19 protein-coding genes are annotated in these 19,129 nt (G+C 57.6%); 14 read left to right on the top strand and 5 right to left on the bottom strand.

Annotated elements, in window-relative coordinates; genetic code table 11:
- Positions 1-30: 30 nt before the first annotated feature.
- Positions 31-1,224: a MarP family serine protease gene (locus CKV99_RS11250; protein ID WP_092259137.1), complete on the top strand. Its 1,194-nt coding sequence runs from the start codon at positions 31-33 to the stop codon at positions 1,222-1,224.
- Here the strand turns inward: CKV99_RS11250 and CKV99_RS11245 are convergent.
- Complete coding sequence (locus tag CKV99_RS11245) at positions 1,203-2,147, bottom strand: alpha/beta fold hydrolase (RefSeq protein ID WP_092259140.1); 945 nt, start codon at positions 2,145-2,147, stop codon at positions 1,203-1,205. The genes CKV99_RS11250 and CKV99_RS11245 overlap by 22 nt on opposite strands.
- A 120-nt stretch (positions 2,148-2,267) precedes the next feature.
- Complete coding sequence (locus CKV99_RS11240) at positions 2,268-2,780, bottom strand: phage holin family protein (RefSeq protein ID WP_092259143.1); 513 nt, start codon at positions 2,778-2,780, stop codon at positions 2,268-2,270.
- A 130-nt stretch (positions 2,781-2,910) separates the two neighbouring features.
- Here CKV99_RS11240 and CKV99_RS11235 point away from each other — a divergent pair, with 130 nt between their 5' ends.
- On the top strand, positions 2,911-3,612 hold the full coding sequence (locus CKV99_RS11235) for a hypothetical protein (protein WP_092259146.1): 702 nt from the start codon (positions 2,911-2,913) through the stop codon (positions 3,610-3,612).
- 101 nt (positions 3,613-3,713) lie between these two features.
- On the opposite strand, the gene CKV99_RS11230 is transcribed toward CKV99_RS11235, so the two are convergent.
- Both CKV99_RS11230 and CKV99_RS11225 read right to left on the bottom strand, forming a co-directional pair.
- Positions 3,714-4,541 (bottom strand): HAD family hydrolase, encoded by an 828-nt coding sequence (locus CKV99_RS11230; protein WP_092259150.1) that lies wholly within the window; start codon positions 4,539-4,541, stop codon positions 3,714-3,716.
- Positions 4,542-4,883: 342 nt separating this feature from the next.
- Complete coding sequence (locus CKV99_RS11225) at positions 4,884-5,453, bottom strand: DUF937 domain-containing protein (RefSeq protein WP_157728449.1); 570 nt, start codon at positions 5,451-5,453, stop codon at positions 4,884-4,886.
- Positions 5,454-5,653: 200 nt separating this feature from the next.
- On the opposite strand from CKV99_RS11225, the gene ssd reads away from it, so the two are divergent.
- The 11 genes from ssd (at position 5,654) to CKV99_RS11170 (ending at position 18,092) form a co-directional block, all read left to right on the top strand.
- Positions 5,654-6,721, top strand: a complete 1,068-nt coding sequence (gene ssd, locus CKV99_RS11220; RefSeq protein ID WP_231910026.1) for a septum site-determining protein Ssd — start codon at positions 5,654-5,656, stop codon at positions 6,719-6,721.
- Positions 6,718-7,881 carry a TadA family conjugal transfer-associated ATPase gene (locus CKV99_RS11215; protein WP_092259159.1) on the top strand — a complete coding sequence of 388 codons (1,164 nt, stop codon included), beginning with the start codon at positions 6,718-6,720 and terminating at the stop codon, positions 7,879-7,881. Before ssd ends, CKV99_RS11215 begins: the two co-directional genes overlap by 4 nt.
- Positions 7,878-8,657 (top strand): type II secretion system F family protein, encoded by a 780-nt coding sequence (locus tag CKV99_RS11210; RefSeq protein ID WP_231910025.1) that lies wholly within the window; start codon positions 7,878-7,880, stop codon positions 8,655-8,657. The genes CKV99_RS11215 and CKV99_RS11210 overlap by 4 nt, the downstream gene beginning before the upstream one ends.
- Positions 8,654-9,256, top strand: a complete 603-nt coding sequence (locus CKV99_RS11205) for a type II secretion system F family protein (protein WP_092259162.1) — start codon at positions 8,654-8,656, stop codon at positions 9,254-9,256. The genes CKV99_RS11210 and CKV99_RS11205 overlap by 4 nt, the downstream gene beginning before the upstream one ends.
- 25 nt (positions 9,257-9,281) lie before the next feature.
- Positions 9,282-9,512, top strand: coding sequence for a DUF4244 domain-containing protein (locus tag CKV99_RS11200; RefSeq protein WP_231910024.1), 231 nt, complete (start codon positions 9,282-9,284; stop codon positions 9,510-9,512).
- A 47-nt stretch (positions 9,513-9,559) separates the two neighbouring features.
- On the top strand, positions 9,560-9,853 hold the full coding sequence (locus CKV99_RS11195) for a hypothetical protein (RefSeq protein ID WP_373370264.1): 294 nt from the start codon (positions 9,560-9,562) through the stop codon (positions 9,851-9,853).
- Entirely contained in the window at positions 9,853-10,221 is a 369-nt protein-coding gene (locus CKV99_RS11190; RefSeq protein ID WP_092259168.1) for an Rv3654c family TadE-like protein, read from the top strand. Before CKV99_RS11195 ends, CKV99_RS11190 begins: the two co-directional genes overlap by 1 nt.
- 146 nt (positions 10,222-10,367) lie before the next feature.
- Positions 10,368-11,069 carry a hypothetical protein gene (locus tag CKV99_RS11185; RefSeq protein ID WP_092259220.1) on the top strand — a complete coding sequence of 234 codons (702 nt, stop codon included), beginning with the start codon at positions 10,368-10,370 and terminating at the stop codon, positions 11,067-11,069.
- A gap of 3 nt (positions 11,070-11,072) precedes the next feature.
- The gene (locus CKV99_RS11180; RefSeq protein ID WP_092259223.1) at positions 11,073-11,738 is read left to right on the top strand and encodes a WXG100 family type VII secretion target; all 666 of its coding nucleotides are present in this window, start codon (positions 11,073-11,075) and stop codon (positions 11,736-11,738) included.
- 93 nt (positions 11,739-11,831) lie between these two features.
- Entirely contained in the window at positions 11,832-17,153 is a 5,322-nt protein-coding gene (locus CKV99_RS11175) for a DUF6531 domain-containing protein (protein ID WP_092259226.1), read from the top strand.
- A 24-nt stretch (positions 17,154-17,177) separates the two neighbouring features.
- A complete protein-coding gene (locus CKV99_RS11170; RefSeq protein WP_143063445.1) occupies positions 17,178-18,092 on the top strand; it encodes a pentapeptide repeat-containing protein in 915 nt (304 codons plus the stop codon).
- 77 nt (positions 18,093-18,169) lie between these two features.
- On the opposite strand, the gene CKV99_RS11165 is transcribed toward CKV99_RS11170, so the two are convergent.
- On the bottom strand, positions 18,170-18,592 hold the full coding sequence (locus CKV99_RS11165) for a hypothetical protein (protein WP_092259232.1): 423 nt from the start codon (positions 18,590-18,592) through the stop codon (positions 18,170-18,172).
- A 153-nt stretch (positions 18,593-18,745) separates the two neighbouring features.
- Between CKV99_RS11165 and CKV99_RS11160 the strand changes: the two genes are divergently transcribed.
- The gene (locus CKV99_RS11160; protein ID WP_092259235.1) at positions 18,746-19,129 is read left to right on the top strand and encodes a hypothetical protein; all 384 of its coding nucleotides are present in this window, start codon (positions 18,746-18,748) and stop codon (positions 19,127-19,129) included.

The raw sequence follows: 19,129 nt of genomic DNA, 5'->3' as shown, positions 1-19,129 counted from the left end.
GCCCATCTACCTGAAGGGACCTTAGCCACCGTGACTGCCGCGCTTATCGTCGACGCGATCATTGTCGCGTTGGTTATCGCAGCGTTGTTCAGTGGCTGGCGCCAAGGTGCTTTCGCATCGATCATGTCCGCAATCGGTATCATTGCCGGCTTGGTGATTGGATTGGCAGTGGCCCCGTTCATCGTGGAGCTGGCCGAGGCATCCGTGTGGCGCTTGCTACTGCTGATCGCGGTCATCATCTTGTTTGTTGGGCTAGGAAATCTGGTAGGGGCTACGATCGGGGCCGCATGGCGTGATCGGATGCGCACGGTATCGTCGCTACGCGTTGATTCCCTTATTGGTGCCATCCTGCAGTCACTGGCAACGCTGCTGGTCATCTGGCTGATCTCCATCCCGGTGGCGGCGAACGCGCCGGGAACAGCGGGGCAAGCCATCCGCAACTCCACGGTGCTGAGCGTGATCGACGAGGCGGTTCCGTCCTGGGCGTCCAAAATACCTGCCCAGCTATCCGCACTACTCAACGAATCGGGCCTTCCACCCTTGGTCAGCCCTTTCGACGCCGGTACGAGCCAGCACGTCGATGCGCCTAATGCTGCGGCGATTGATTCGGACATGGTGGAGAAATCCCGCGAATCTATCGTCCATGTGCGCGGCGAGGCCGAGTCTTGCAAACGCCGCCTCATGGGGTCAGGCTGGGTTGCTGCCAAGAACTACGTGATCACTAACGCGCACGTGGTCGCAGGCACTACCGACGTGATCCTGGAAACAGTGGTGGGGATGAAACATGCCCAAGTGGTCTACTACAACCCCGACGTAGACATCGCCGTTTTGCATTCGCCCGAACTGGGCCTCAAACCGTTGCCGATCAGCGACGAGCCAGCCGAAACCGGCGACAACGCTGTGGTGATGGGTTTTCCCCAGTCCGGCCCATTCGAGGCCGCACCGGCCCGTGTGCGCGACCGCATCACCATTGCGGGCCCCGATATCTACGCCACCGGCCGCGTCGAACGCGAGGCCTACACCGTGCGTGGCACCATCCGCCAAGGCAATTCCGGGGGCCCCATGACCAACACCGACGGCGAGGTCATAGGTGTGGTGTTCGGTGCCTCCGTCGACTCCTCCGATACCGGCTACGCGCTGACCATCCGCGAGGTTCAGCAGCAAATCGGGGAGATTACGAAGCTTACCGCCCCCGTAGATACTCAGGAATGTGTGTCTAAATAACGCGTCTCTAAATAACGCGCAAGCGTATCGACGAACGCCCCAGGGTTTTCCACCTGCGGAAGATTTTTCGCCTGCGGAATACTCACCTCAGCGACCGGTGCTTGAACCCGGGCGCGTGAACGCTTCGCCACATGATCCCACGCACCCTGGGGAGGGTGGATCAACAATGTGGGGGCGTGCACGGTGGCATCGCTTCCCGAAGGCAGCGGGAGCTTCGGAGTAAGCAGCCGCGAATTGTGCACTAGATGGGGCATGGCATTGCCGATGCTTGCCGCCTTCACGCGCAGCTCAAGGAGGTCGTCGAAAAGCGTGCTCTGCTGAAACTGTGGGGCGGTGTTGAGTGTCAGCTCGCTGCGCCACACTCTGCGACGCAAGGCGGTAAGGCGCTTCAAAACCCCGGACGGCAGCCGGCCAACGAGGATGCGAATAGTCATCGGCATGAAGTTCCAAGGGCGGCTATTGATGGATGCGCGTAAATCGGTGGGGTGGGCCGCCGACACCGAAACTAGCGCGGTTGTCCGCTCCGGGTATTGCGCGGCGAACGCCCACCCCACAGCACCACCAGTGTCATGGCCGACAATGATTGCCTCCGAATGCCCCAGCGACGAGATCACCCCAGCAATATCGCCTGTAGCAATCCGCATCTCATCACCGGGGACGGCAGGAGGTTTATCGCTCATCCCATAACCACGCATGTCCAGCGCCGCCACGTGGTAACCGTGTGCAGCCAGCGGGGCGATGCACTCCTTGAAATCAAACCAGCCACCGAACGTGCCGTGAATGAGCAGGATAAGCGGGTTTCCGGGGTCACCAGCTGTGGCGGTGTGGAGGCGAATGCCACGGGCGTGCACCATACGGTGGGTGAAATCACCGTCGAGCTTGACCACCTCAGGGGAGGTTGCGTAGCGATGCCTCGATTTCATGTTGTGCGCAAGCCTCCTTAGGTGATCGTCGTTAAGCGAACTCCGAATATAAAATGCGGAAAAACGTCCGCCACGCGTGCTGCGCGGGGGACGTTTTTCAAGAGTAGTCGAGAAACCTGGCTAGGTGTACAAGTGCGACTGGCCCTTCTCCAAGTTGTGCTGGGCCTTACCTGGGACCAAGTTTTTCATATTTGACACTGAGTCGATGGTGCGTTGTGGCTTCTGGATGGTCTTGACCTTGCGCCAGCCAATCAGGGCCGCAGCAGCGGCGATGACCAGCATGATCATAAACACGATCAGGAATGCGGACCACCGTGGCAACCACTGCGCCAGCAGCTCTGCCAGGAAGAAGAAAAAGAAAAAGGAGGAGTACAGCGCCACGATGCCAGCAACGCCGAACGCACCGCCGCCGATTGCGCCCTTTTTGACCTCACCAGCAATTTCGGTCTTTGCGAGTTCGATTTCGGAGCGCACCAGCGTGGACATCTGCTCAGTCGCGTTGGACACGAGCTCGCCCAGCGAGTTTTCCCCCGGGCGGGTCGAATCGACATCGCTTAGCGGGATGGAGTTGACCTTAGCGGAGAAGGACTCCGAACCATCAGTGTAAAGACCTTTGTTGCTCTGTGTGCTCACGGTGTAAACCTTCCTGGGGCGCCTCTAGCGGGACACTGCAGTTTTATTGTTGTTGTCTGGCAACCACAGTAGTCTCAACTTTTTCATAATGCTCGTTTGTTTATTGTTTTCGGAAGCTATTGTAGAGGATATGCCAGCTCACAGCCCACTTTCCCCCTACCTTGAGCTCGGCGACGTGCCATCGCTTGTGGGCGAGGCAACGTCCACCATTGCTCGAGCCCACCGCCGCCCCGCTGCTTTGCGCAGGGCGGGCGTGATTGTCAGCGAGTCGGTGTTGCGGGGCGCAAAGTTGTCCGCACTGCTGGATGGTGAGGAGATCGAGACACATATCAGCCCGTATGCGATGCTGTCCCCCGAGACTGCGGAAGCTGCCGCGCGCACGTTCCGACGAGCACCGGCGCAAGTATTCGCCCGCCTCGACGTGGCGGCTGGAGGGCCCGGACGATCGCTTGCCGACGACGGCCCTGCCCGACTGACCGCGTTAGCACGTCTGATCACCGGCTCTGGAGGTTCTGGTGGCTCCGCATTGGACGACGGCCTGGTTCTAGCCGCAGTGGTGCACTGCGAGATTGTTGGAAGGGAACTCTTTGGGCCACGCAGCGGTGTGGTGGGTCGGGTTGCTGCCCGGTGTGTGTTGCTGGCCAGTGGCGTTGATCCGCTGGGGATCGCAGTGCCCGAAACCTATTATCACCGCCATAAAGCGGACTATGCTGCAGTGGCACGAGGCTGGGCGACTAGTTCGGCGGTGGAGGTGACCGATGCCTTGGAGTTTATGCTGCGGGCGTTCGCAGCCGGCGGGGTAGAGGCTGACGGGATTGCACAGGCAGCGTGACTGCCATCCTCAGCATGGTTGAGGGCTGGCGGGGCTACACGGAGGCAGGTCTGCCGGCACTGTTGTATTCCCACCACTATGAGCCTGTAATCAGGCAACGATTACGCCGTATCGTTGCGGCGACGCTGCGCCACCCAGACCCCGCCGACGGTGAGGGCGGCGATACCCGCAATCACACCAGCACCGATTGAGACTTCTTTCGCAGAGGGGGTGTGGAAAAGGGGCTCGGGGTTTTTGAAGGTAGCGATGCTCCAGCCGTGCTCAAGGGCGTGCTTTTTCATCGCGCGGTCCGGGTTTACTGCCACGGGGTTTCCTACCTGGGCCAACATTGGAATATCGGTTGCAGAATCAGAGTAGGCGTAGCTGTTGTCCAAATCGAGGTTGTAGCGCTGGCCAAGTTCGATGATCGCGTCAGCTTTGGCGTCCCCTTTGAGGTAGCGGGTGATGTTCCCGGTGAACTTGCCCTCTTTTACCTCCAGTTCGGTGGCAACGACGTGCTTAATCCCTAGTTCCTTAGCGATTGGCTCGACGAGCTGGATGGCGGAAGCGGAGATTATGACCACCTGGTGGCCTGCTGCCTTGTGGAACGCGATGAGTTCGCGCGCCTCGGTGTAGATCGCGGGGGTAACCACGGTGTGCATCGTCTCGTTGGTGATGCGGCGGACCTCGTCGACGGACCAGCCAGACACGAGTTGGCTTAGTTGATCTCGGGTGGAGTCCATCTCTGAGCTAGACATACCACCAAACATGTACGAGGTTTTGGCCAAATACATTTCGAATGCTTCTTGCTTGGAGATCAGTCCGTTGTTCATGAACTCGCGGCCGAAGGCGAAAGCAGAGGAGGTAGCGATGATGGTTTTGTCGAGGTCGAAAAACGCGGCGACGGGCCGCACCTCAGGCGCGGGTGAGGCGACGTTGTTCTGGTGCATGTGCCATATCCTAGTCCTACTCGCCACCGAAAAGTTAAGTGACAGGTGTGAATGTTGGGGAGGTTGGGGCTAGCGTCGTGTTTGTACCTACATAGGTGACACTCGTGCATAACCGCAGCTTGAAGGCTTGCAGATACATTTTCGTAGATTTGTGCGAAATCCGTCTTGTCAATTTTCCGTCACCTATGCCATAATCGTTGGTGCAAGGCCCCGATATACAGTGTGGCCTGCCCCGGCTCGCCCCCCGAGGCCGGGTTACTTGACGGCCCGCGCACACCCCCCGAGGCGCGGGCCGTCTCTAATTTTCAGTTCAGAAAAATTCGGACCGGCAAGGTCTGAACTCTAGCGACGCCCACCACCGAGTAGGCCACCAAGAACATCTTTCAGCATTGAGCCGACGTCCTTTTGGGCAGCTGCTGGCTGCTCTGGGGCCGATTCCCCTGTGGCCGTCTGATGATGGCCACCGGTGACCTGCTGCAGAATCTGCTGCAACATGCCACCCTGCGGAGAATCACTCTGCTGCATACGGTTGGACAACCATGACAGGGCTAGTGGTGCAAGTAGTGGCAGCAGCTGGCGCACGAGGTTGGAATCGCCGAGGGCACCTCCAAGCTGCTGGGTGACCTGGTCTTTGTTCTGGCCGAAGATGTGGGTGGCAATTTTTTCGCCATCGTTGGTGTCAATGTCGTCAACGTTGACTTCGCCTTCAACCAGCTGCGGGTCGTGGTCCTTCACTGCGTTTGCCAGCGATTCGCGGCCAGCTGGGTCTTCGGCGTTGGCGCCCATGCCCAGCAGGAGTGAATTGAGGATACCCTCCGCTGTGGTGCGTACCTTCTGTGGGTTTTCGCCAGTTTTCTTGGCGAGGTCGTCGTAGGGGAGTTTGGACAAGAGATCTTTGATATTGATGGTCATGCGCTTAAGCATATTCTGGGGTGGCGCGGTGAGTCGAAACGTCTGCGTTCCCGGCGTCCGGTTCACGCTATGTCATGACAGGGCTTAACGACGATGGGTTATCCACAAAAATACGGTGATGTGTCAGCGAACGTGGCGAGTTATCCACAGGAAGAAAACATGCTGCGTAAACCTTGTGTCGGTGGGCCATCATCACAGACATGAGACCAACAAAACCTACTCACGCACCCATGGTGGTGGCCGTCGAGGACCCAACGTTGCACCCCGAGGCACTGCACCTCGCCGCAGCAACGGGTAGGCCGATCGTCGATACGTGCGATCCTGCGACAGTAGTGCAGCACTGGTCCCGCGCTCACGCCGTTGTCATCGATGCCGCCACTGCAGCTGCCGTTAACGCACCACCGCGACGTGACGCGGTGTACTTTGTCACCGCTGATCCTGCCATGATTGACTACGAAGCTGCCCTGCAGGTTCATGCGAGCGGAGTGTTCATCGTGCCGGCGCAGGCCGGCGAGTTGTTGTCCGCGATTGGGAAAGTGGCAACCGCTGATCATGCCGCCGGCACGGGGAGCTCTTCTGAAGCGACCGTGCTCACGGTCTTGGGCGCAGCCGGTGGGGCGGGAACATCGACCTTCGCTGCTGCCCTCGCGCGGGCCGCTGGCCCCACCCACGCACCCACGCTGGTTGATGCGCACCGCTACTCTGGCGGGCTCGACTTAGTGCTGGGAATCGAGGAACAGACCGGAGCACGCTGGGGTGAAATCACAGTAGGGGATGGAGACGTCCTACGCGGCGACATCCGGCGAGCCCTACCCGGCACAGCCGATGACATCAAGGTTCTTACCAGCACCCGCACCACCGTCGCCGACCCTTTCCACATCACTGCAGATGAACTTGAGGCTGTGCTGCAACCATTGAGCACCAGCGGAGTCACCGTGGTGGACGCCCCAGCGCACATGATCCCGGCGCGCAGCACCTCGGTGGTGATTGTGGTGCCGGCGGAAGTGCGTGCTGCCGCAGCTGCCGCCCGCATCGTCGCCGAATGCCGTTCCGTGAGCCTGCAGGTGGGGCTGGTATTGAGGCACCGCAGCTGGTCCGGAATCGCGGCTAAGGAGCTGGAAAAGATTGCGCGTGCCGACGTGATCACCGAGCTTCCACATATCTCGAGGCTTACTCGCACTCTGGAAACTGCTGGCCTTCCGCAGCGCTTGCCGCGCGGGTTGGCGTTGGCGGCCAACAAGGTGTGGAAGGCGGTGGGGCTGCTATGACGGTCACCCCAGAAGTACTTGAGCGAATCCAGCGCAGGCTTGCCGACGACGCCGACTCCGCTTCCCCGACCACCGATGCTGCCGAATTGGCTCGGATTATCCGGGAGGAAGCCATGGTGATCAGTGATGTCGATGTGCTTGAGACGATGCGTATTGTGCGCAACTCCACGCACGGCCTCGGCCCGCTCGAGGCACTTGTGGCCCGCCCACAGGTCACCGACATTTGTGTCAACGGCCCCGACCAGGTTTTTGTTGATTCCGGCGGCGGGCTCGAAGTAGCTGACGTGTGTTTTACCAACGATGACGAGGTCCGCAGACTTGCCACGCGTTTGGCCACTGCGTGTGGCCGCAGGCTTGATGATGCCCAACCTTTTCTAGATGGCCACATCACCCGCCCGGATGGCACCTTGGTGCGGATCCACGCGGTGCTTGCACCACCTGCCTCCCAAGGCACCTGCATCTCGCTACGCGTTTTGCGCCACTCGGCGACCACGCTTGCAGAGCTTGTCAACCGTGGCACTCTTCCCGCACAGGTGGCAGACGTGTTGCGCGGCATCGTTCGTCGTCACGCGTCATTCCTCGTGGTCGGCGGGACCGGGTCAGGAAAAACCACGCTCCTGGGCGCGCTGCTGGCGGAAGTACCTGCGCACGAACGCATCATCGCGCTGGAAGACACCGTGGAACTTGCGCCCGACCACCCGCACGTGGTGAACCTGACCACGCGCGGTGCCAACACGGAAGGAAGTGGTGCGATCACGATGAGTGACCTGCTGAAACAATCGCTGCGCATGCGCCCAGACCGCATCGTGGTCGGCGAGATCCGTGGCGGGGAAATTGTGGACCTGCTGGCTGCGCTCAATACCGGCCACGAAGGTGGCGCAGGAACGATCCATGCGAACACCCTGGCGGAAGTCCCCGCGCGGATCGAAGCGCTCGGAGCATTGGGCGGATTGGAACCTACTGCGCTGCATTCGCAGCTGGCGGCGGCGGTCAATGTGGTGCTGGTGATGAAGCGCGGCACCGACGGTGTCCGTGTCTTGCACCAGATCGGACTGCTGCACGGCAACCCCGTGGTCGCCTCTGCTTGTTGGTCTGCCGCGGACGGCCCGGGCGAGGGCTTCGACGAACTGTGCCGTATGGCAGGGGTGAGCACCACATGACTGGCATGACCGCTTTACTTGCGGCTGCGGGCCTGCTGATCGCGCCGGGCTCTCCGGCCACGCGAATCCTTACGGCGCAGCGTAATTTGTCCTCCCGGCACCTGATCACCGCAGGTGCAATCCTTGCTGCGCTGGCTGCGGTAGCAACAGACAAAATACTGGTCACGGTATCTTTCACCCTGGCTGCCATGACGGTATTGTGGGTGTTCAACGACCGCCACCAGCGCTCCCAGCGCGCACGCGAACAGGCCATGATCGCCGACTTCATCGGACACATGCTGGCCGACCTGCGTGCTGGCGCCACCATCGCACATGCCTGCCAGCATGCAGCATCGCGCTTATCGACGACTACTGCTCCCACCGTGCAACGCGCAGTAACGCGTGCTGCGGCACATGTGCGCCAGGGCAGCTCGGGGGCGGCAGTGTTCCTGGAATCGGATCATGCTGAGCTGCGCCACGTGGGCCATGCGTGGGCCCTAGCCGAACGCCACGGCATTCCGCTGGCCACATTGCTGGAAAAATCCCGCGACAGAATCGATTCTGCTCAACGGCATCGGGCTGCTACACAGTCGTCGCTGGCAGGGCCCCAGTCCACCGCGCTGGTATTGGCGGTTCTTCCTGTCGCTGGGATTGGAATGGGTGCGTTGATGGGGGCTAATCCGGTTGGGTTTCTTACCACCACAGCCCTCGGAGGGGTGCTGCTGCTCGTCGGAACTGTGCTGACGTGTGCGGGCATCGTGATCTCCCATGTGATCGTGACGAGGGCAGCATCATGACACTTACTCTTCTTCTTGTTGGGCTGCTGCTTCTCACCGCCCCGAATCCTGCCGGGCGACTTGCCGGTGCTGCAGGCGGAACCGGCGGTGGTTCACCGCGTACCCGTGGAAAGACACCGCGCGATGGGCCCTGGGACTTGTTAGCCATTGCCGCTGACATCGACCTGTTCGCTGCCTGCTTAACAGCGGGGCAACCAGTGGCCACGGCTATTGCTGCGGTGTCGGCAACACATCAACCACATTCTTCCTCAAGTGCACCAACAGCACTGGGCGAGGCCTGGTCCACCGTGAGTGCCTTGACCTCACTCGGGGTAGAACCCGAACGAGCCTGGGCGCACACTGCTGAGATTCCTGGCCTGTCGGATGTGGCCGGTGTGGTCGTGTTATCCAGCACTACCGGTGCTGGGCTGGCGCAGGGCTGCGAGCGAATCGCTACTGCCTTGCGCGCCGAGTGCGTGGACAATTCCACCGCACGCGCTGAACGCGCTGGTGTGATGATCTCCATCCCGCTTGCGCTGTGTTTCTTACCCGCCTTCTTCGTCTTAGGCCTTGCCCCTGTGGTGATCAGCCTGGGATCTGAACTACTACCTACGTACTAACAACTCTTAGTTAAGGAGAACAACGATGAACACCTTTCTTACCCGCACCTACGTCCGCTTCTACACCAATTTCCACGCTCGTTTCCATGACCTGACCAGTAACGATCGGGGAATGTCCACGATTGAATACGCCATGGGCTCACTGGCAGCGGCAGCGCTTGCAGCCGTGCTGTATATGGTGATCAATGGCGACGGCGTGGTCGATGCCATTGAGGGCATTATTACCGACGCGCTGAGCAACTCGCCGGGCGCATAATGGTGCCCACCAGACTGCGCAGGAGACCATGGGGCACTGTGGCGCGCATCCTGGGCAATGACCGCGGGTCCGTCACTATCGAGGCTGCGTTATCGCTGGCCACACTCATGGTGGTGGCCGCGGGCATTGTGGCAGCGATTGCCACCATGGCTGCCCACATCAGCGCGATCGACACTGCTGGGGCTGCCGCCCGAGCCCATGCGATAGGGGTGGACTTTGACCCCGGCACCGCCACTGTCACGGTCAGCGAGTCCGGTGGCATCGTCGTGGTCACCGCGCGTGTGCCAGCGGCGATCGGCACTGCCGAAGCGACCGCCTCGTACCCAGTGGAGTACCGCTGATGAGACGGCGACCAGCCCCGGGTTGTTCGCCCAGCTTGCTTCGGTTGCGCAGGGTGCTTGCCGACGATTCCGGCTCCGCTACTGTGGCCTCGGCCGGAATCATCACGGCTGTGACAGCACTGCTGCTGGTGGTCGCTGGTGCTGTGGGGCAGGTGGTGGGCTCGCACCGTGTTCAGGTGGCTGCGGATCTTGCAGCGGTGTCAGCAGCTACCGCGCTGTATTACGGGCACGACCCATGCGCCACAGCGCGCGAGACAGCAGAGCTTAACAACGCCACTCTTTCTTACTGTGAACAGGCAGAAGGGGATGTAATCGTTACGCTGACTGTGCCGTTGGCGGAAGCGACCTCACGGGCTGGCCCCCTCTAAGACCAGCTCCGCTCCAAGATAAGTTCCGTCCTAAGCGCTATGTCCTTATCAACGTAGTACCTCTTTGGCGGGCGTGATTGGTTATCTTGATATATCCCTAGTGTGCTGTGAGTAACTATTAATAGTTTTAGTAAGGGTTTAGGGGTATGGCAGGTTCATCGACCGAGGTGGCTGTTGAGTATGATTCGGGGGTTCCGCGACCGCCGTTTATGTGGACTATGGAGCTGCCTCCGACGTTTTTCGTGCTTGATATTCATCCGCAGACGTGGCGTGGCAGGATTGATCGCAGTGTTGATAGTTTAGTGCCGGGGTATCGGATGTCTGCTGCGCAGAAGCGTCAGGCAGGATTAATTCTGACTGAGACTGTGTTGGCTGCCCAGAAAGCTCAAGCGGTTGCTGTGTTGTTGAAAGGCGGTGTGATTGATGGGCCGTTGATTGCGGCGACGTCGCTAGTTTTCCGGTGGGCTGATGCGTCACCACGGTTGGCTTCCCTGGGGGCTGTGAAGAAGGCGTTTAGTGGTCAACATGTCGAGGAGCGGTCAACCCCGGGTGGTATGGGCTGGGTTCTTGTTGAGTCTGTTGAGCAGGCAGGGCCTGTGACTGATCGTCGTGCGGTGTTTGTGTATCAGGGTTTCCTACCGATTCCTGGTACGTCGTGGATGCTTATTGTGACGGCATCAGCTCCAAGTGAAGACACTAAAGACAGTGTGAAAGATATTGTGATTCGTGTTGTGGATAGTGTGGGGATCTTTGGTGATTCTGCAGGTTACACTGTCGATGATGTGGCTAGTACATTCGGGCAGGATTCTGCCACGGTTGTTATTCCAGATGGGCAGGAGCAGGGGTAAGTAATGTATAGCGATCATATTCGAGTTCCGTTGGCGCAGATGCGGGCCGTGGCGTCGTCGTTAGATACCGTTCACACTGATTTAGTGGCGGCGGAGGCAGGTGCTGAACCGCTGTATGGGGCAGATGTTGTGCCTAATTCTGGTGAGAATGTCAGGCGTGCTCTTCAACGGTTTTATGATGAGTGGAAGCAATCACGACAGAATCTGATTGAGAACGTGAGTGTGTTGTCCGAGGTGACGACGAAAATTGTTGATCATGTTCAGGATTTTGACTTCAAGGTTGCTGATGAGATTAAGCCAGCAGCGGATAATTTGTGGGTGTTGGCGCATGGTCAAGGCCCGCGTGCGGGGATGGCTGTAGGAGAGACGGACGTGTATGCGTTTCGTGATTCAGCGGCGGATACGTATCAGACTGAGATTGGAAATATTCAGACTGCGATTTATCAAACACTGGAGGCGATTGATTTATCGGTGGAGTCGCTTCGTGAATCGTGGGAGGGTACGGAGTCGGATCAGTACCAGGATTTTATTTATCAGTGGAAGTCGGGAGCGGCTGAGCTGACTGGGGTGTTAACGTCTGTGAAGAACATGTTGGAAGGCATCCAGCAGGCTAATACTGAGATGCGGGGGCCGGTGAATGAACTTCTTGATGAGCAGACAAACAGGTAAGTAACACATCGGTACGTATGTGTAATTTTGTGAAGAGGTAGGACACGACGATGCCAGTACCACAGTTGCCGTTTTTTATGAAGTTTGAGATGGATGATTTCCTTTTGGGGGGGATCTCCTAGTGCCATTGCTACGGTGTCTGCCGAATGGACGAGGTTTGGTAAAGCAGCCGAGCAGGCAGCGGACGATTTTCGTGCGGTGAATGATGCCGGGTTTGACGGTACTGAGGGCGAGAAATATGCCCGTATTGTGCATGCTGATTTTCCTGAGGATTTAGATACTACTGGTGATGCTCATAGCGCTGTTGGGCGAGCCTTGATGAATTACTCGGAGATTCTGCAGGCGAAGACAACACAGATGTCTACCTTGATGAATACTGCACGGGTGACTCATGGTGCTCACCGAAGCGCTGTTGCTGCTTATAATACTGCTGAGGCGAATGCTATTCGTGCTCGTGCCACGGCGACTGCGGCGACGGCAACAGCGTTGGGTTCTGCTTTGATTCCTGGTGTTAATGCGGTGACTGCGTCTGCGGCGGCAACGGCCCAGTCAGAAGCTGCGGCTGCGGAGGCTGCGTTTGCGGCGGCGAAGACTGAGTATCACGCGGTGAATAAGACGTGGTTAGGCCATCTTGAATCTGCGGCAGGGATTAAACGTGCTCTCGTTGCTGAGGTTGAGGTGGTTGTTGCTGATATTGATCGTCAGACGCAGGAGCGTTTTGCGCCGAATAAAAACTGGTTGCAGCGTGCTGGTGTAGCACTTGATAATTGGTTTGATGACAATGCTGAATGGTTAAAGACAGCTGCCGGTGTTCTTGCCGGGGTCGCCGCTGTTGTGAGTTTTTTCTTCCCGCCTGCGGGAATGGTTCTTGGTGCGGCGAGTTTGCTGTTGACAGTTGGGCTTGCTGCGACTGGTAATCAAAGCTGGACAGAGGTGTTAATTGATGTTGGTTTAAGCGTGATTCCGTTTGGCAGAGCGTTTAAAGCAGCAAAAGGCACACGTGCCGGGAAAAACATTGCCAATGCGGTAGACCGTGCGACACCGAAGTCGGTGCGTAATGGTCTTAAAAATATTCAGAGTGCTCGCCATGGGGTGGCAGAAAATATGATGCGTCGTGCTGATGCTGCCCGCGGTCCTCATGGTGCTGACACCTGGAAATCTCGCGCTTATGATCGGATGGCCCAGGCGATTGACCCGGTTGATATTGCTACTGGCGCGATGGTACACGAGCATACTGATGTGTTGATTCCGGGTACGCTGCCGTTGATTGTGGATCGGACAGCCTATTCTTCCCACAATGTTGGGTGGGCGTTGGGCCCGCAGTGGGTCTCACGGCTGGATGTGCGTATTGAGGTTACTGACGATCATGTGTATATGCTGACCCCGACTGGTGCGATGATCGCGTTCCCGTCTGCGCCGACGGATGGTTCTGAAGTTCAAGGTGATGGCCGTCCGTGGTTGCTATCGTATTCGGATGGTGCGTACCGGGTTCGTGACGTTGCACAGGGTGTCACGTATGTGTTTGCTGTGGCGGGTTCTGCTGACACGTTGGATCATGATGGTCCACTGCCAGATCAGTCACCTGCGGTGGATGGTTCCTATGTGGGGGTGGGTATCCCGACTGGTTCGCTGGCCGATGACTTCGGGTTAGGCATTGAGGTCGGTATTTCGAGTATGATCCACCATACTGGTCACCGGATTGACTATTTCTATGACCAGGCAACAGGCCATATGGTGCAGATGCGCCGCAGTGATGATACCCGGCTGGATATTGTGTGGGATGCGGCTGTTGATCGGGCTGCCTCGGTGTGGGTGTCGAACCCGACAACGCATCCTGATGATCAGCCGATGCGCCTGATCTCGTATGAGTACGATCCGTTGGGGCGTTTGGTTCGGGTGGTGAACTCGAATGCGGGTTCCTTGCGCTACTACTACAACGATGCTGGCCTGAATTGTGGCTGGACGGATCGCAATGGTGTGTCGTATCACCACGTGTATGACACCAGTGGTCGTGTGGTTGCCCAAGCAGGTACCGGGGGTATTTATGCCAATGCGGTGGTCTACCTCACCGATGAGGGTACTGATGCACCTGCTGGCGGCACGGTGTCGGTCACGATTGAAACAGTCCGTGAGCTTGACGGTGATCCTTTAGAGATTGGTGATGATGGTGTTCCGGAGATTTTAGAGCGTTTGCAGACCCTGCCGCTGGTTGAGGCGTTGAAGGAGCATGGTCTATCGGGTGTTGGTTTAACCGGACGGGGGCGTACTGGAAGCCGTGATAATGAGTCGTGGACGATTGATCCGGCACTGCTTCATGATGAGGTGTTAGGCCAGCTTCGTCCGACTGTGTATCGCAGTACTGTTCATGGTGATGTCTGGCGAGTCATTTCTGCTGAAGGTGGTGTGACGGATCAGACCTTTGATGAGCATCATGCGGTCACCTCGGTAACGAATAGTGCAGGCGCGACAACGACAACACGGTTTGATGAGTATGGCAGTGTTGTTGAGGTCACGTATCCGGATGGGACCAGTACGCATGTTGAGCCCGGTTCGTGGGGTGCGCCGGTGCGGGTGGTCGGGCGCGACGGGCAGGTTACCGAATACGAGGTGGATGGTTGTGGCTTGACGACGGGGGTGGTCGACCCCACTGGTGCTCGTGTATCGATGGATTATGAGATCCGACCATCTGGTGCGGTGCTTTCTGTCACGACGAACCCAGAAGGTTTAACCACAACTGTTGAATGCGATGATGCTGGACGCCAACTAGCGGTTGTTGATCCGGCGGGTCGTCGTAGCAGTGTTGTGCGTGATGTGCGTGGTTTAGTTACTGAATCGATGGATCCGGAAGGTCATGCCACCACGATTGCGTATTCGCCGGAGGGGTGGCCGATGGTGGTGACACACCCGGATGGTTCTGCGGTGTCGGTGACTTATGACGGTGAGGGTAATCGGCTGTCGGTGACCAATGAGATTGGTGTGACGAGTACTACGCAGTACACGGTGATGGATACACCGGTTGCTACGACCGATGCATCGGGGGCGACGACCAGGCTTCGGTATAATTCGCAGCTTGAGCCGGTGGCGTTGACGAATGCGGATAACAACACCTGGAGCTATGAGTATGACCGTGATGGGATGATTGTTCGTGAGGTGGATTATAACGGGATTGTGACTGAGTCCTCACTGAGTGCGGATGGTTTGGTCAGTACGACTATCACTCCGGCAGGTGTGACAACAACGGTGCGTAACCCGCTTGGTTTGGTTGAGGAGATTATCGACGGGGCTGGTTCTACCGTGTTGTCGTATGACCATTTGGGTCGTGTTGACACGATTATCAACCGCGATACGACGGTGTCGTACGTGCGGGATGATTATGGTCGGATGGTTGGTGAAACAGTTACGCTGGCCTCGGGTGAGTCTACGTCGTATTCGGTGTCGTTGACTGCGACGGGGTTGGTGGCTAGCCACGAGATTGGGTTGCCGGGTGGTGGCTCGGTGACTACTGCGTTTGAGCACAGTGAGGTCGGTGAGATTGCTTCTTCGGCTATTGCCCATGTGGCAGGTGGTTTGTCGGTAGGTGTGCCGGTAGCCGATATTACGTATGGGCGTGGGGTTGGTGGTCAGCGTGATCGGATCAGTGTGGGCTCGTTGGTGCGCTCGTTTGAGTATGATGTGCGCGGCCGGTTGGTTGCTGATCGTACCGGGGTGTTAGATAGTCGGGCTCAGGCTGGTGTGCGTGGTGTTGTGGGCCGTGATTTTTCCTGGCGTGCTGATACTGTGTTGACCTCGATCTCCGATCAGCTACGGGGTTCTACAGTGTTTGATGTTGATGTGCTTGGTCGTGTTACTGGTGTTAGGCGTGATGCGTCAGGCCGCGGTGACAGTTCTTCGTCCGCGGTGGTGTCTGGGCGGCTGGGCCATCCGGAGAACACAGCAGCTACCGCAGCTGTGACCGAGTCGTATGGGTTTAGTGCTGCGGGTGTGTTGAGTAGTATTGCTGCCCCGACCGGTGGTGCAGTAACAGGTGCTGCTGGGACTGGGGTGTCTTCGGTATCGCCGGCATCGTCGGGGTTGGATGCGCAGGTGGAGTTTGCTGGCACGATGCCAACTCGTGTGGGGCGGACTACCTACACGTATGACAAGGCTGGGCGTGTTGTTCAGACGGTGACGAAGAGGGTGAGTCGAAAGCCGTTGGTGAAGCGTTTTTATTATGCGACGTCTGGTCAGCCGATGGGGTTTGATTCTTCTGATCAGTCGGGTGTGGGGTTCCGGTATGTGTATGACGGGTTGGGTCGTCGTGTGGCGAAGGAGCAGATCGATACTACTACTGGTGAGGTTACTGGCCGGACTGTGTTTGGGCATGTGGGTGACCAGTTGGTTGCTGAGCAGGCCACTGTGGGTAAGGATGCTGGGCGTGGTTTTGTGTGGGTTCAGGATCCGGCTACAGGTGAGACGACAGGCCAGATCACACTGACCAACGCTAAAGCCGGTGGTGTGGCTGGTGGCGGTAGCAGGCCTGCTGCTGGTGCCGAAAGTGATGGTCGTGGGAGACCTGCTGCTGGTGGTGTGCGTGATTGGGATCAGGATCGGGTGGATGCGGAGTTCTTCGCCCTGGTTGGTGATTTGGTTGGTGCACCCCATGAGATTGTTGATCCTGTTTCTGGGCAGGTGGTAGGTCGTTCGTCTCAGACGTTGTATGGGCAGCGTTCTTGGCGTGGTGAGCAGGCCTCACCGTTGTTGTTTGCTGGGCAGTATTATGATGAGGAGTCTGGGTGGGCGTATAACCGGTTCCGTTACTACAGTCCTGAGGCAGGGGTCTATAACGCCCAAGATCCCCTTGGGGTAAGTCCACGGGTTGCTTCGGCCCAAGGCTATGTCGACCACGCTGGAATCAGAATAGATTTCTTCGGGCTTCACGACTGTCCTGCGAGCAAGCTAACCGGATTCAGTGATAGAGACACAGAGGTGTTTAATGACGTTCGAAAGCGCTTACTTGGTCATCGTGACACCGTCATCGAGAGGTGGAATAACGGTGAAATTGATCTATCCGAAAGCCAGGAAAGGCACATAAAAGACACGCTTAAGCAAGGCCGGTGGCCACGATCTATGCACCGAGGAACCGCTTTAGATATGGAGCTTAAGGGACTGGTGGAGAGCGACCGCGTTCTTAAGCAGAAGTATGGAGTTCAATATGCTGTGCAGGGGCAGAAAGGTGCTGATTTCATATTTACGTTGCCTGATAGTGGTACGCAGGTGTGGATGGATTTGACGACTCCAGGGCAGTGGTCGACGCATGTTCGAAAGTATGGCACGATCGAGGGGATTCCGACTGATCTGCAGTTAATTGGTTATCAGAATGCGGGTTTTGCCGGGATGGAAGATTTCTATGGCACCGTGGCTGCGGCTGGTGTGTGACGATGAGTGGGTAGGAGTTGTTGTGTGATGGATGTTGAATTGACTACTCGGTGGGATCGGGTGGATGGGGTGTTGGATCCGTTTGTGGATTCTTCTCCGTTTGGTGAAGTTGATGGGCGGCAGGATTTCCGTGGTTATGTGTTGTCGCCTGATGCGCCGACGGACTTTCAGGCGTATCTGGATGGGGCTCACGTAGGGAATTGTGATGTGTCGGGTGCGTCTGGGTTGAATGTGTGGTTAGAGCCTGGGTGCGTGATGGAAAATGTGGTGGCCGACGGGACGCACTTTCGGTTGTGTACGGCGATTGAGTCGGAATTGATTGATTGCCGGTTTGTTAATGCAACGTTGACGAGAAGCTCTGTTTTTTCTGGTTCTGTGGTGCGTGGGTGTGTGTTTGATGGGTGTGATGCGCCGAGCATTTTTGAAAATGTTGCTGCTGTTGTGGGGTGTGATGTTCGGAATATGCATTTGTTTGCTTTGGGTAATGGGCATTCGAAGGCTTTTACTGTGGTGGAAGACTCGGTGTTTGCTGTGAAGGTGGATACGGGGTTGCTGAAGGCTGTTGCTGGGGGGCGTCAGGCTTCGGGGTGTGATTTTAGTGCTGCGCAGTGGCGTCATGTGGTGTTTAGGGGGGTGGATGTTAGTCGCACGAAGTTACCGGCTGCGTCGGCTGGTTTTGTGGTCGAGGACTTTCCTGTTGAAGACATGATCCAGCTGGCTGTTCAAGTGGGAAATGAGGGCGATGAGCGGATAGCGTCTATGGGGCGAACGCTTGAGCGTATGCTCAAGCGTGATCTGGAGGTGCGTATTCAGGCTGGGCTTGGGTCTTCGTATACGCGGTATTGTTGGGAGGCTGATCCGGTTGGCCAGTATGGTCGCGATTCAGAACTTGCCCGGGAGATTTATGCTCGTGGTGGGATCCGTTTCGATGAAAGCTAGGGTAGGGCCCGGCTGGCGTGGGGTGGCTGCTGGGCCGGTAGCGAGGTTTGTGTCGACACAGCCCAGTGTTCGTCGGTTTAGTCTGCCGGTTCGATAAGTGGTGGTGGGGGTGTGATGTCGAGGGTGGTGCAGAATTCGATGATGAGTTCTGGGCCGTCTTGTTGGTCGTTGAGGTAGGTGGTTGTGGTGTCGGTGGGTTGGCTGATGTAGGTGGTGAAGAAGTTGGTGATTTGTGTGCGTCGGTGTGGGTAGCGTGTTGCGAAGAATTCTATGGCGTTGTCGGGGTTGGGTGTTGGTAGGTCTGCGGGGTCAACATCGTAGATGATGCTGGGGTTGGCGCCGAGGAAGTATTTGGTGGAGCCGTTCTTCTCGTCGTGGGTGGTGATGAAGGTCAGGAATGTTTCTGCGACGCTGATCATCCATTCATGTTGGGGCCCTACTCCGGGTTCGGAGAATTGCCATTCGTTGTTGATAAGTTCCCATCCTGCGAAATAAGCCATGGGCTAAGAATACATTGGTGATGCTCTTCGGGCCGGTCGATCCCGGGGGAAATGGGGCACTTTCCGGGGGTCTGGCCGATTCGGTTTAAGGTTTGTTTGATTCGAGTATCGTTTTAAGCGAACCTGCCGTTGGGTCGGAAAGGCGGAGTGCGAATGAAGAATTTGGAAATGGTTGATACTGCGGTGACGAACTTTGTCCGCGAAGTCAGGAAGGTGCACCACAGTGGGGTGGCTTCTACGTCAGCCGAGTGGTGGGAATGGATACAGCACGGTGGTGACGTTTCTGAATATGCACGCGTGGTGCTTGTGGCGGTGCTCGAGGATTTTGCCGGGAAGTTTGAGGCTTATGATCGTGAAGAAACTCCTGGTTCGCTTCGAGTGCATATCGACGATGGGGCCCAGAAAATCGGAGATCTTGCGAGCTTTCTTGATCCCATCGCTGGAAGCGTGCTCGTCGATAAGCAATACCTACCTGGGCATGTCCGGGCCCCATTACCCGAGCAGGAAGATCTATACGCGCATCGATATAGGAGATGA

The sequence above is a fragment of the Corynebacterium cystitidis genome (assembly GCF_900187295.1).
GTDB classification, from domain to species: domain Bacteria; phylum Actinomycetota; class Actinomycetes; order Mycobacteriales; family Mycobacteriaceae; genus Corynebacterium; species Corynebacterium cystitidis.
The sequence above is the reverse complement of the archived record's forward strand: the minus strand, read 5'-3'. Positions and strand labels throughout refer to the sequence as shown.